Below are 13,376 nucleotides of genomic sequence, written 5' to 3' on the forward strand. Positions count from 1 at the left end.
GGGTCGCCACCGCCGCCCGCCGGCGAGGCGGCCGTACCGGAGCCGGTGCCAGAGGGGGCGCAGCCCGGACGACAGCTCGGCGGGGGCACCGCCGAAGACCGCCTGCGCAGACTGTTGGACAACGCCAACGCCGGCGGCGAGAACCGGGAATGAAACGTCAGCGCCGCAGGATGGTCGCGACGATCCCGGCCAGGTAACCGAGTCGGGCCACTTCCGACGGGCGGAAATCCGGTCCGCCCGGGCGGCCCAGCAGCACCGCGACCGTCGGGTCCCCCAGCGGTGCGGCCGTCAGGGTGGTGTCCATGTCGCGCCACACCTGGGGTACCCAGTCGGCGGTGCCGTCGAGGACCTCCGCATGGGCCAGCGGTAGCCACGGCGCCGACTGCGCCTGGGTCTCGGGAGCCGCGGGGCTGCCGACCATCCGTTCGAAGCCCGAGTCCACCAGCCGGACCACCGTGCACCAGCCGACCCGCAGCACCCGTGGAGCCTCGTCGGCCAAGACCTGCAGCTTCGCCACCCGACCCGGCGCCGCGGCGATGTGGTCGATGAGCTCGAGCTCGCGGTGGGCCTCCAGCAGACCGGTGTGGGGCCGGATGCTGTCGACCCGCACACCGTTGAGCGCTTCGGCGGCGGTGATCAGGGTGTCCGGCATCGCGCCGGGGGGCAGATCGACCACCAGGTCATCGATCGCATAGCCGGAGGTGCGCTCCACCACGTCGAGGGAGAGGATGTCGGCTCCCACCGAGCCGAGCGCTACGGCCAGTGAGCCGAGGCTGCCGGGCCGGTCATCCAGCTGGACCCGCAGCAGATACGAAGACACGCGCAACACTGTTTCACAGCAGATGCCGCCGAGCACTCCGGGCTTTGACGGCGGGCTCGGCTGCTTGCCTGCCGGATCTGTAGGCTGGGCGCTCGTGTCGCAGATCTCCCGAGATGACGTGGCCCACCTGGCCAGACTGGCCCGGTTGGCGCTGACCGATGACGAACTCGACGGCTTCGCTGGTCAGTTGGACGCGATCCTCGAGCATGTCAGCCGGATTCAGGCCGTCGACGTCACCGACGTCACGCCTACCGGTAACCCCCTGACCGAGGTGAATGTCACCAGACCAGACGTCGTGGCGCCCTGCCTGACGCAGGACGAGGCCCTCGCCGAGGCGCCGCGTGTCGCCGACGGCCGCTTTGCGGTCCCGCAGATCTTGGGAGAGAGCCAGTGAGTGAACTCATCCGGCGTACCGCTGCGGAATTGGCGGCGGGTATCGCCACCAAAGAGTTTTCCGCCAGTGAGGTGACCCAGGCGCATCTCGATCAGATCGATGCCACCGACGGCACCTATCACGCGTTCTTGCATGTGGCGGCAGACAAAGCCCTGGCCACGGCCGCCGCGGTCGACACGGCTGTCGCCGCCGGCGACCCGTTGCCGTCACCGCTGGCCGGAGTGCCGCTGGCGCTCAAAGACGTGTTCACCACCACCGATATGCCGACGACCTGCGGTTCGAAGATCCTCGAGGGCTGGACGTCGCCGTACGACGCCACCGTGACCGCCCGGTTGCGCGCCGCCGGCATCCCGATCCTGGGCAAGACCAACATGGACGAGTTCGCCATGGGCAGCTCGACCGAGAACTCGGCTTACGGACCCACCCGCAATCCGTGGAACACCGACCGGGTGCCGGGAGGCTCCGGGGGCGGTAGCGCGGCGGCCCTGGCCGCCTTCCAGGCACCCCTGGCTATCGGCTCGGACACCGGCGGCTCCATCCGCCAGCCCGCCGCGCTGACCGCGACCGTCGGCGTCAAGCCGACCTACGGCACGGTCTCGCGGTACGGCCTGGTGGCGTGTGCGTCGTCACTGGATCAGGGTGGTCCCTGCGCGCGCACCGTCCTGGACACCGCGCTGCTGCATTCGGTGATCGCCGGATACGACCCGCGTGATTCCACCTCGGTGCGGGCCGACGTGCCGGATGTGGTGGCCGCCGCCACCGCCGGTGCCTCCGGTGATTTGAAGGGTCTCAAGGTCGGCGTGGTCAAGCAGCTGCACGAGGGCGAGGGATACCAGCCGGGAGTGCTGAGCTCGTTCAACGCTGCGGTCGAGCAGCTGCGCTCCCTCGGGGCCGAGGTGACGGAGGTGGACTGCCCACACTTCGACCACTCGATGGCCGCCTACTACCTGATCCTGCCGTCGGAGGTGTCGTCCAACCTCGCGCGGTTCGACGCGATGCGGTACGGACTGCGGGTCGGCGACGACGGCACCCACAGCGCCGAGGAAGTGATGGCGCTGACCCGGGCGGCCGGGTTCGGTCCAGAAGTCAAGCGCCGCATCATGATCGGGACCTATGCGCTGTCGGCGGGCTATTACGACGCCTATTACAACCAGGCGCAGAAGGTCCGGACACTGATCGCCCGCGACCTCGACGAGGCGTACACCAAGGTCGACGTTCTGGTCTCTCCGGCCACACCGACCACGGCCTTCGGCTTGGGGGAGAAGGTCGACGACCCGTTGGCGATGTACCTGTTCGACCTGTGCACGCTGCCGCTGAACCTGGCCGGACACTGTGGCATGTCGGTGCCGTCGGGACTGTCGTCCGACGACAACTTGCCGGTGGGACTGCAGATCATGGCGCCCGCATTGGCCGATGACCGGCTGTATCGGGTGGGCGCAGCCTACGAAGCGGCCCGCGGCCCGCTGCCGAGTGCTGTCTGACAGGGCAGGATAGGGGCATGCGGATTGGAGTGCTGACCGGAGGCGGCGACTGTCCTGGACTCAATGCGGTGATTCGGGCGGTGGTGCGCACCAGCGATGCGCGCTACGGCTCGTCGGTCGTGGGATTCCTCGACGGTTGGCGCGGGCTGCTGGAAGACCGGCGTGTCCAGCTCAAGAACGACGATCGTAATGACCGGCTGCTCGCCAAGGGCGGCACCATGCTGGGCACCGCCCGCACCAATCCCGATCGGCTGCGGGCCGGCCTGCCCCAGATCAAGCAGACTCTCGAAGACAACGGGATCGACGTTCTGATCCCGATCGGCGGCGAAGGCACTCTCACCGCAGCGCACTGGCTCGCCGAAGAAGGAGTACCCGTCGTCGGGGTCCCCAAGACCATCGACAACGACATCGATTGCACGGATGTCACATTCGGGCATGACACCGCGTTGACCATTGCCACCGAGGCCATCGACCGCCTGCACAGCACCGCCGAGTCGCACCAGCGGGTGATGCTGGTCGAGGTGATGGGACGCCACGCAGGGTGGATCGCGCTGAACGCCGGAGTTGCTTCGGGCGCACACATGACGCTGATTCCCGAGCAGCCCTTCGACGTCGAAGAGGTGTGCCGGCTGATCAAACAGCGGTTCCAGCGCGGAGATTCACATTTCATCTGCGTGGTGGCCGAAGGTGCCAAGCCCGCAGAGGGATCGATGTTGCTGCGCGAAGGCGGTATCGACGAGTTCGGGCACCAGCGGTTCACCGGCGTCGCCGCTCAGCTGGGCAGCGAGATCGAGAAGCGCATGAAAAAAGAAGTCCGCACGACGGTGCTCGGTCACGTCCAGCGCGGCGGAACCCCAACGGCATACGACCGGGTGCTGGCCACCCGGTTCGGGGTCAACGCCGCCGACGCCGCCCACGCGGGCGAGTACGGAATCATGGTGTCGCTGCGCGGTCAGAACATCGGGCGCGTGTCGCTGGCCGATGCCACCCGGCAGCTCAAGCTGGTGCCGCAGAGCCGCTACGACGATGCGGCGGCGTTCTTCGGCTGAACGACGCCACCACGGTCGAGGCGTCATCGGGCGGCCCCACTACGATTGACCGCATGACTGTCGCTTCCGCTGATCTGCTCGACTACGACGAGGTCATCTCCAAGTACGACCCCGTGCTCGGGCTCGAGGTGCACGTCGAGTTGTCCACCGCCACCAAGATGTTCTGCCCCTGTTCGACCACGTTCGGCGCCGAACCCAACACTCAGGTGTGTCCGGTCTGCCTGGGCATGCCGGGAGCGCTGCCGGTGCTCAACGCGGCGGCCGTGGAGTCCGCGATCCGCATCGGCCTGGCACTCAACTGCGATATCGCGCCATGGGGCCGGTTCGCCCGGAAGAACTATTTCTATCCCGACCAGCCGAAGAACTACCAGATCAGTCAGTACGACGAGCCCATCGCCGTCAACGGCCACCTCGACGTGCCACTGGACGACGGCAGCATCTGGCGCGTGGAGATCGAGCGGGCCCACATGGAAGAGGACACCGGCAAGCTGACCCACCTGGGCAGTGACACCGGCCGTATCGCCGGGGCCACCACGTCGCTGGCCGATTTCAACCGTGCCGGGGTGCCGCTGATCGAGATCGTCACCAAGCCTCTCGAGGGAACCGGTGAGCGGGCACCGGAGATCGCCCGGGCCTACGTCACCGCGCTGCGAGATTTGTTACGCGGCTTGGATGTATCCGACGTCCGGATGGATCAGGGTTCGATGCGCTGCGACGCCAACGCCTCGCTCATGCTCAAGGGCGCCACCGAGTTCGGTACTCGCACCGAGACCAAGAACGTCAACTCGCTCAAGAGTGTCGAGGTCGCCGTCCGCTACGAGATGCGCCGCCAGGCGGCGGTTCTGGAAGCCGGCGGCACGGTCACCCAGGAGACCCGGCACTTCCACGAGGACGGCTACACCAGTCCCGGACGCACCAAGGAAACCGCCGAGGATTACCGCTACTTCCCAGAGCCCGACCTCGAGCCGGTGGCTCCCAGCGCCGAATTGGTCGAACGGCTGCGTGGCACCATTCCGGAACTGCCGTGGCTGTCCCGGAAGCGAATCCAGGACGAGTGGGGCATCTCCGACGAGGTGATGCGTGACCTGGTCAACAACGGTGCCATCGACCTGGTCGCCGCGACGGTTGCCGCGGGTGCCTCCAGCGATCAGGCCCGCGCCTGGTGGGGAAACTTCCTGGTGCAGAAGGCCAATGAGGCCGGCGTGGCACTCGAGGCGCTTCCCATCACCGCCGTGCAGGTCGCCGCGGTCATCAAACTGGTGGACGCGGGCAGCCTGTCCAACAAACTGGCCCGGCAGGTCATCGAAGGTGTTCTCGCCGGGGAAGGCGAGCCCGAGGCGGTGATGACGGCGCGCGGTCTGGCGGTGGTCCGCGATGACTCGCTGATCCAGGCTGCGGTGGACGAAGCGCTGGCGGCGAGTCCCGACATCGCGGAGAAGATCCGCGGAGGCAAAGTGCAGGCCGCGGGCGCCATTGTCGGCCAGGTGATGAAGGCGACCAAGGGGCAGGCCGACGCGGCGCGGGTTCGTGAGCTCGTCCTGACCGCGTGCGGTCAGAGCTAGCGTCACCGAACCCTAGGTGATCTCGGCCTCGCTGCGGGGGAAGCCGCCGCCCTGCGGGAACAGCGGGAACACCACGTCGTCCAGCTTGCCGGCGTCCCCGGCGGTCTTGTTCACCGTTGCGGCCCAGACATTTCCGTCGGGGGACAGCTGTAGCGCCCAGGCGTGACCGTGCTGATCCTGGCGGACCACCTCTGGTTCGCCGGTGACCGCACCGGTTCCCTGGGCCAGCCGGACCGCCACCGTCTGCTTGGTGTTGACCAGGTTGACCAGCACGGTGCCGTCCAGGGCGGCGCAGCCGGCGACCCCCGGCTTGGCGGGCCACTCCCACACGGTGGTGATCTGAGAATCCTTGGTGACCCGCTGCAGGCGGTCCGCGGTCGGTCCACGGTCGGTGACATAGAGCGAGCCGTCGGCGGGATCGACACACATGCCGCCGCCGGCCCCCAGTCCTGACATCGCGGTGGTCGTCGGTGCCTGGTCGACCGTCGTGGGTTGTTCGATACGCAGCACCTTGCCCGCCAGGGAACCGGGATCGGCGGCCAGCACCGGGTCGCCCGCATCGCCGGTTTGCACCAACAACGTCGTCGGGCTGGTGAAGACCAGCGACCCCGAATTGCCCACCGCCCCCTTCGGGATACCGGTCAGGATCTCCTTGGGCACGTCACCCTGGGCGATTCGCACCACCCGGTTGTCCGTGGGGGTGCTGATATAGGCGTACATCAGCCCGTCCTGGGCGTAGGCGGGGGATTTCACGATGTCCAGCAGACCGCCGTCCCCGGAGCCGTCGACGGGGATCGTGAGGTGCACGGTGGGCTCGGCGCTGACCGACACCTGCATGATCGCGCCCGTGGTGCGTTCGGCCACCAGCGCGGTCTTGCCGTCCCGGCCCATGATCAGGCCGCTGGTGCTCTCCAGGCAACCCTGCATCACACCGGGCGCCGGGCATTCCTTGGGGAACGGCTTGGCCGGCAGCGGGGGCGGCGGCGGTGGGCTCGACGGTGCGGGCGGCCGTAGCTGTGGCTGTGTGGTGAACGGTTGTGACTGGGCGCTGTCGAACTGTGCGCAGCCGGTCGCGAGCGTCATCGTGACCGCCAGTCCCGCGCATGCCGCAGCGACAACACCACGTTTTCGGCGTGAGAAGGCCGGTTGCCGCTTCACCATGCCAGTCAGGTTACGGATCGCGTCGCGGTGCGCGCCACGCACACGGCCCAACGCTGTTCCGGCCGGCGGCGTCCGTCACCAGATTGACAGCTGAAAGAGCCGCTCAAATCCCCGATTCCTGGAAGTTTGGACTTACTCTGGCTCCCGTGACGAGTCCATCGCAAGACCCACTCTGGCAGCGGCCGGACATCGCCGCGGGAACCTCGCCGGAGACGGAGAGCTCGACGCCGGGCTCAGCAAGTCTGGTCGACCCCGAGGACGACCTGCCATCGGCGACGTACGGCGGAGATTTCGAGACCACCACGATCCCGCACTATGGATCAGTCGGATACAGCAATCAGCCCGCCAGCGGTGGCCTGGGCCTGCTCAGCGACCCCGAGCCGCTGCCGTATGTGCAGCCGCAGCCGGCACGTGGGGGGATGATCGGCCCGACCGAGATCGAACCCGAGGACTACGACAGCGTCCGCAACACCCAGCGTCGCGGCACCCAGGATCTGGGGCTGATGATCCTGAGGGTGGGTTTCGGCGCATTGCTCATCGCGCACGGACTGCAGAAGGTCTTCGGCTGGTGGGGCGGTCAGGGCCTGGGCGGGTTCCGGGAGACCGTCGCAGGACTCGGCTACCAGCACGCCGAAATCCTCAGCTACGCCGCAGCGGGGACCCAGGTCGTCGCCGGCGTGCTGCTGGTTCTCGGACTGTTCACCCCGCTGGCGGCGGCGGCGGCGCTGGCGTACCTGGTCAACGGACTCATCGCCGCGGTGTCATTGCAGGAGAACCCCCGCGCGCTGGCCTTTTTCCTGCCCGACGGGCACGAGTTCCAGCTCACCCTGATCGTCATCGCCGCCGCGATCATCCTGATCGGCCCGGGCAAGTACGGTCTCGACGCCGGCCGTGGCTGGGCCCGGCGCCCGTTCATCGGGTCCTTTGTTGCGTTACTGGTCGGAATCGGTGGCGGAATCGCCGTGTGGGTGCTGCTCAACGGCGCCAACCCGCTGGCGTAGCCGCCCCAGAGATCTACTGAGCGTACGGATTCGGTACTCGGCCGCCGCTGGCCTCGGTCAGCAGCGGCAGCGTCGCGAACGTCACCGCGGGCAAGCGCAACTGGGAGCCGTCGGTGAGCTGCGCCCGCGCCCAGGCGCTCTTGACGAACCGCAACCCCTGGACCTGCTCCCAGGGCACCGTCTTGCTGCCGAACAGGGAGCGCGCCGTGACCGTGTCACGGTCGGCCACGGTCCGCCACCGCACGATCGAGGCCGACAGCAGCACCGGAATCACCAGCAGTGGGGTGGTCCACGGCCATTGCAGTACCGGAATCAACAACCCGAGGGTGAAGAACCCCACCGCGAAGTGAGCCATCTGCGACATCCTGATGACAACCGGTTCGTTGACGGGTGTCTCACTCCGGGCAGAACCACGTGCTGATGATCGAGAGCTCACCCCACCATCCTGTCACGCACCGCGACACCGGCAGGAATTTGACTCCTGACCTGTATGGAAGCTAACGTCACCTGTCATGCGGTCTTTCGACAACCTTGTAGTAATTGGTCAGCGCGTTGGTGTGTGACCGCATTTAGCCTGCAAGCACCGCCAACGCGCAACCCTCGTACAGCATTTGCTGACGGGGGTTTTTTGTTGCCTGTCGTCGGAACGTAGAAGAAAACAACCGAACACCCAAGACAATTGAGGACACCGTGAGCGCACCTACAAAGCGACCACCGGAACCCACGCCGCCCACGCCGGCGAACGGGGTGCCGGTCCAGGCTGGTAAGCCCGCAGTCAAGTCAGGTGCAACACCGAAACGTGTTGCACCGCATCAGCTCACGGGTGCCCAGTCGGTAATTCGGTCCCTCGAGGAACTCGATGTCGATGTCATCTTCGGCATCCCCGGCGGCGCGGTGCTGCCGGTCTACGATCCGCTGTTCGACTCGCAGAAGCTGCGCCATGTCCTGGTCCGCCACGAACAGGGTGCCGGACACGCCGCCAGCGGATATGCCCACGCCACCGGCAAGGTCGGTGTCATGATCGCGACGTCCGGACCCGGCGCCACCAACCTGGTGACCCCGCTGGCCGACGCCCAGATGGACTCCATCCCCGTCGTTGCGATCACCGGCCAGGTCGGTAGGGGCCTGATCGGCACCGACGCCTTCCAGGAAGCCGACATCTCCGGCATCACGATGCCGGTCACCAAGCACAACTTCCTGGTGCGCGACGGCGATGACATCCCGCGGGTGATGGCTGAGGCCTTCCACATCGCGAGCAGTGGACGCCCCGGAGCTGTTCTCGTCGACATCCCCAAGGACATCCTGCAGGCCCAGTGCACGTTCAGCTGGCCGCCGCAGATGGATCTGCCGGGCTACAAGCCGAACACCAAGCCGCACAGCCGCCAGATCAGGGAAGCCGCCAAACTGATCGCGGCCTCCCACAAGCCGGTGCTGTACGTCGGTGGCGGTGTGATCCGCGGTGACGCATCAGCCGAACTGCTGGACCTGGCTGAACTCACCGGAATCCCGGTTGTCACCACCCTGATGGCGCGTGGCGCGTTCCCCGACAGCCACCCGCAGAATCTCGGGATGCCCGGCATGCACGGCACCGTCGCGGCCGTGGCCGCGCTGCAGCGCAGCGACCTGCTGATCGCGCTGGGCACCCGCTTCGACGATCGGGTCACCGGCAAACTGGACTCCTTCGCCCCCGAGGCCAAGGTGATCCACGCCGACATCGACCCCGCCGAGATCGGCAAGAACCGCCACGCCGACGTGCCGATCGTCGGTGACGTCAAGCAGGTCATCACCGATCTGCTCGAGGTGCTGCGCGCCGACGGCACCTCGTCGGCCTCGCTCGAGATGGGCAGCTGGTGGGAGTACCTGTCAGGAGTCCGGTCCACCTATCCGCTGAGCTACCCCCCGCAGAGCGACGGCAGCCTGAGCCCGGAATATGTCATCTCGAAGCTGGGCGAGATGGCCGGGCCCGACGCGGTGTACGTCGCCGGCGTCGGTCAGCACCAGATGTGGGCGGCGCAGTTCGTCAAGTACGAGAATCCGCGTACCTGGCTGAACTCCGGCGGTCTGGGCACCATGGGCTTTGCCGTGCCCGCGGCGATGGGTGCCAAATTTGCGCGTCCGGAGGCCGAGGTGTGGGCCATCGACGGAGACGGCTGTTTCCAGATGACCAACCAGGAACTGGCCACCTGCGCCCTCGAAGGAGCACCCATCAAGGTGGCGTTGATCAACAACGGCAACCTGGGCATGGTGCGCCAATGGCAGACGCTGTTCTACGGCGAGCGCTACAGCCAGACCAACCTGTCCACCCACAGCCATCGCATCCCGGACTTCGTGAAGTTGGCGGAGGCCTTGGGTTGTGTCGGATTGCGGTGTGAGCGTGAAGAAGACGTCGAGAGCGTGATCGCGCAGGCCCGGGCTATCAACGACCGCCCGGTGGTGATCGATTTTGTGGTCGGCGCCGACGCGCAGGTGTGGCCGATGGTTGCCGCCGGGGTCAGCAACGACGAGATCCAGGCGGCGCGGGGCATCCGGCCGCTGTTCGGTGACATCGAAGAAGGACACGCCTGATGACCGTCACCACAACACACACTCTGTCGGTGCTCGTCGAGGACAAACCCGGCGTGCTGGCGCGCGTCGCCGCCCTGTTCTCCCGGCGAGGGTTCAACATCCAGTCGCTGGCGGTGGGAGCCACCGAGCAGAAGAACCTGTCCCGGATGACGATCGTCGTCTCGGTCGAGGACTTTCCGCTCGAACAGATCACCAAACAGCTCAACAAGCTGATCAACGTGATCAAGATCGTCGAGCAGGACGAGGAGAACTCGGTCTCGCGTGAGCTGGCGTTGATCAAGGTCCGCGCCGACGCGGCCACCCGCGGTCAGATCATCGAGACGGTGAACCTGTTCCGAGCCAAGGTGGTTGATGTGTCCACGGAGTCACTGACCGTCGAGGCCACGGGCACGCCCGGTAAGCTCGAGGCGCTGCTGCGCCTGCTGGAGCCTTACGGGATCCGCGAGATCGCCCAGTCCGGGATGGTCACGCTGGCGCGCGGACCACGTGGCATCGGCAAATAGAGCGCATGAGCAAGCAATACAAGGAAGAGGAAACTAACAGTGGCAGTTGAGATGTTCTACGACGACGACGCGGACCTGTCGATCATCCAGGGACGTAAGGTCGGCGTCATCGGCTACGGCAGCCAGGGGCATGCGCACTCGCTGTCGCTGCGCGATTCCGGTGTCGACGTGAAGGTCGGCCTGCGTGAGGGCTCCAAGTCCCGCGAGAAGGTCGAGGAGCAGGGCCTCGGTGTGGACACCCCGGCCGAGGTCGCCAAGTGGGCTGACGTCATCATGCTGCTGGCGCCCGACACCGCGCAGGCCGAGATCTACTCCAAGGACATCGAGCCCTACCTCGAGGACGGCAACGCGCTGCTCTTCGGGCACGGCCTCAACATCCACTTCGGCCTGATCAAGCCGCCGGCCAACGTCACCGTCGGCATGGTCGCGCCCAAGGGTCCGGGCCACCTGGTGCGTCGTCAGTTCGTCGACGGCAAGGGTGTGCCCGCGCTCATCGCCGTCGCCCAGGACCCCAAGGGTGAGGGCCAGGCGCTGTGTCTGTCCTACGCCAAGGCCATCGGTGGCGCCCGCGCCGGCGTCATCAAGACCGACTTCAAGGAAGAGACCGAGACCGACCTCTTCGGTGAGCAGGTCGTGCTCTGTGGTGGCACCGAAGAACTGGTCAAGGCCGGCTTCGACATCATGGTCGAGGCGGGCTACGCCCCCGAGATGGCCTACTTCGAGGTGCTGCACGAACTGAAGCTGATCGTCGACCTGATGTACGAGGGCGGCATCGCGCGGATGAACTACTCGATCTCCGATACCGCGGAGTTCGGTGGCTACATCTCGGGTCCCCGCGTCATCGACGAGGACACCAAGGACCGCATGCGCGCCATCCTCAAGGACATCCAGGACGGCACCTTCGTCAAGCGCCTCGTCGCCAACGTCGAGGGCGGCAACAAGGAGCTCGAGGCCCTGCGCAAGGCGAACGCCGAGCACCCGGTGGAGGTCACCGGCAAGAAGCTGCGCGACCTGATGAGCTGGGTCGACCGGCCGATCACCGAAACCGCCTAGTCACCAGTACCAAGGGAACCCCGGGTCACCGACCCGGGGTTCCGTTGTTTCCAGGGGTGAGTGTTCTAGGGGGCAAGTGACGGCAGCGTCTTGATGCCGAACTCGCGCCGGAGTACGGTCCGGGCCGCGAAATAGCCGGCCATGCCGTGCACGCCGCCGCCGGGGGGAGTTGCCGACGAGCACAGATAGGCCCCGGTGATCGGGGTGGACCACGGGTTGAGCCGCAGCGCCGGCCCGGTGATCGCGCTGAGCATGTTGTTGCCGCCCACGCCGATGTCACCGCCGACCAGGTTCGCATTGTGCTCGGCCAGCCGATTGGCGGGTGTGCTGCGCACCGCCACCACCAGATCCCGGAATCCGGGGGCAAACCGCTCGATGACGGAAGTGACGGCCTCGGCCTGGTCCACCGTCGACCCGAACGGGACATGCGCGTACGTCCACATCGGTCGCCGGCCCGCCGCATCGATGCGGCCCGGGTCGGCCAGATGCGGCAAGGCGGCCAGCACCATCGGCCAATCGGCGTGCCGGCCCGCCGCGATCTCCCGCTCCGCCAAGGCCATCTGCTCGCGTCCACCGCCGAGATGCAATGTGGGGGCCTGCGCCAGCCGCGGATCCGTCCAGCCGATCTCGCCGGAGAGCACAAAGTCCACCTTGGCGACACCCGGACCGAACCGGTAGCCACGCAATGTCTTTGCATAGCGGCCCGGTATCCGGTCGCCGTAGAGATCCAGCAGCGCGGTCGGGGCGGTGTCGTAGAGCACCACCCCGCGCGGTGCCGTGGTGACCGGTTGCCCGGCCGACAACACCCCACCGTGCGCTTGCAGGTCCGCGATCAGGGCATCGCTGATTGCTTGGCTGCCGCCGACGGGGACCGGCCACCCCACCGAGTGGGCCAGAGTGGCCAGCATCAACCCGGCGCCGGCGCAGACCAACGACGGCATCGGTGAAATCACATGTGCGGCGACGCCACTGAACAACGCCCTGGCATCGTCGCCACGTAACAGACCCCAGGCGGGGGTGCCCTGTTCGGCGGCGCGGCGCGCGACCTGAACCGCTGCCACCGGATCCGGCGGCAGCGAGCGTTTGTCGCCGAGTAGCAACCCGACAACACCGGGGGAGCGCTCGGCCAGCGGCCCCAGCAGACGTCGCCACGACGCACCATCGGAGAGCTCGGCGCACGTGCGGTCGATATCGCGATAGCCGATGGCCGCCGGAAGCCCCGGTAGCGGGTTGCCGTAGGAGATCTCCGGCACCGCCAGCGCCACTCCCCGGGCGGGCAGGTCGAACTCGGCCAGGAACGGCGAGGCCAGCGCCAGCGGATGGATGGCTGAACAGATGTCGTGGCTGATGCCGGAGAACTCCGGGTCCACCAGGGTGCGGGCCCCGCCGCCGAACGTGGGTTGGGCTTCGAGTACCTGCACGGACAAACCGGCACGTGCCAGGATGACAGCGGCCGCCAACCCGTTGGGGCCGCTGCCGACAATGGTGACGTCCATCGCGTCTAGTCTCCCTCGCGCCGCCCGTCGAGTACAGCCCATTACGCTGTCTGCCGTGACCTTGCCTGTTGTACTCATCGCCGACAAACTCGCTCAGTCCACCGTCGCCGCTCTCGGCGACCAGGTCGAGGTGCGCTGGGTCGACGGACCGGACCGGGAAAAGCTGCTCGCTGCCGTGGCTGACGCCGACGCGCTGCTGGTGCGCTCGGCCACCACCGTCGACGCCGACGTGCTGGCGGCGGGCCCCAAACTCAAGATCGTCGCCCGCGCGGGCGTCGGACTGGACAACGT

The 13,376-nt window shown here is 67.2% G+C and carries 12 protein-coding genes and 1 pseudogene; 9 read left to right on the forward strand and 4 right to left on the reverse strand.

The genetic code is table 11. The features are described 5' to 3' along the window. Positions 1-157: 157 nt before the first annotated feature. Entirely contained in the window at positions 158-820 is a 663-nt protein-coding gene (locus WBB07_RS07545; RefSeq protein ID WP_526306283.1) for an ACT domain-containing protein, read from the reverse strand. 94 nt (positions 821-914) lie between these two features. Between WBB07_RS07545 and gatC the strand changes: the two genes are divergently transcribed. From gatC to gatB, 4 genes are read left to right on the forward strand one after another with little or no spacing between them, the layout of a single operon-like run. Further along, complete coding sequence (gatC, locus tag WBB07_RS07550; RefSeq protein WP_526306285.1) at positions 915-1,214, forward strand: Asp-tRNA(Asn)/Glu-tRNA(Gln) amidotransferase subunit GatC; 300 nt, start codon at positions 915-917, stop codon at positions 1,212-1,214. Continuing rightward, positions 1,211-2,695, forward strand: coding sequence for an Asp-tRNA(Asn)/Glu-tRNA(Gln) amidotransferase subunit GatA (gene gatA / locus WBB07_RS07555; protein WP_526306287.1), 1,485 nt, complete (start codon positions 1,211-1,213; stop codon positions 2,693-2,695). Before gatC ends, gatA begins: the two co-directional genes overlap by 4 nt. Before the next feature lie 17 nt (positions 2,696-2,712). Continuing rightward, a complete protein-coding gene (locus tag WBB07_RS07560; RefSeq protein ID WP_526306289.1) occupies positions 2,713-3,744 on the forward strand; it encodes a 6-phosphofructokinase in 1,032 nt (343 codons plus the stop codon). A gap of 53 nt (positions 3,745-3,797) precedes the next feature. Further along, a complete protein-coding gene (gatB, locus tag WBB07_RS07565; protein ID WP_526306291.1) occupies positions 3,798-5,306 on the forward strand; it encodes an Asp-tRNA(Asn)/Glu-tRNA(Gln) amidotransferase subunit GatB in 1,509 nt (502 codons plus the stop codon). Between the two features lie 12 nt (positions 5,307-5,318). On the opposite strand, the gene WBB07_RS07570 is transcribed toward gatB, so the two are convergent. Then, on the reverse strand, positions 5,319-6,389 hold the full coding sequence (locus WBB07_RS07570) for a PQQ-dependent sugar dehydrogenase (protein ID WP_526306303.1): 1,071 nt from the start codon (positions 6,387-6,389) through the stop codon (positions 5,319-5,321). A gap of 224 nt (positions 6,390-6,613) precedes the next feature. Between WBB07_RS07570 and WBB07_RS07575 the strand changes: the two genes are divergently transcribed. After that, positions 6,614-7,468, forward strand: coding sequence for a DoxX family protein (locus WBB07_RS07575; protein ID WP_526306293.1), 855 nt, complete (start codon positions 6,614-6,616; stop codon positions 7,466-7,468). Between the two features lie 13 nt (positions 7,469-7,481). On the opposite strand, the gene WBB07_RS07580 is transcribed toward WBB07_RS07575, so the two are convergent. After that, a complete protein-coding gene (locus tag WBB07_RS07580) occupies positions 7,482-7,832 on the reverse strand; it encodes a PH domain-containing protein (protein WP_526306305.1) in 351 nt (116 codons plus the stop codon). Positions 7,833-8,158: 326 nt separating this feature from the next. Between WBB07_RS07580 and WBB07_RS07585 the strand changes: the two genes are divergently transcribed. Genes WBB07_RS07585 through ilvC form a run of 3 tightly spaced genes read left to right on the forward strand, consistent with a single transcriptional unit; the run spans position 8,159 to position 11,589 of the window. Then, the gene (locus WBB07_RS07585) at positions 8,159-10,033 is read left to right on the forward strand and encodes an acetolactate synthase large subunit (RefSeq protein WP_526306295.1); all 1,875 of its coding nucleotides are present in this window, start codon (positions 8,159-8,161) and stop codon (positions 10,031-10,033) included. Further along, positions 10,033-10,536 (forward strand): acetolactate synthase small subunit, encoded by a 504-nt coding sequence (gene ilvN, locus WBB07_RS07590; RefSeq protein ID WP_526306297.1) that lies wholly within the window; start codon positions 10,033-10,035, stop codon positions 10,534-10,536. Before WBB07_RS07585 ends, ilvN begins: the two co-directional genes overlap by 1 nt. A gap of 39 nt (positions 10,537-10,575) precedes the next feature. Then, entirely contained in the window at positions 10,576-11,589 is a 1,014-nt protein-coding gene (gene ilvC / locus WBB07_RS07595) for a ketol-acid reductoisomerase (RefSeq protein ID WP_526306299.1), read from the forward strand. 65 nt (positions 11,590-11,654) lie between these two features. Here ilvC and WBB07_RS07600 read toward each other — a convergent pair whose 3' ends face one another. Further along, the gene (locus tag WBB07_RS07600) at positions 11,655-13,085 is read right to left on the reverse strand and encodes a phytoene desaturase family protein (protein WP_526306301.1); all 1,431 of its coding nucleotides are present in this window, start codon (positions 13,083-13,085) and stop codon (positions 11,655-11,657) included. A 55-nt stretch (positions 13,086-13,140) separates the two neighbouring features. Here WBB07_RS07600 and WBB07_RS07605 point away from each other — a divergent pair. Further along, positions 13,141-13,376 (forward strand): annotated as a pseudogene (locus WBB07_RS07605) (phosphoglycerate dehydrogenase); the annotation flags it as partial.

The organism is Mycobacterium sp. (assembly GCF_049647605.1).
Classification (GTDB): domain Bacteria; phylum Actinomycetota; class Actinomycetes; order Mycobacteriales; family Mycobacteriaceae; genus Mycobacterium.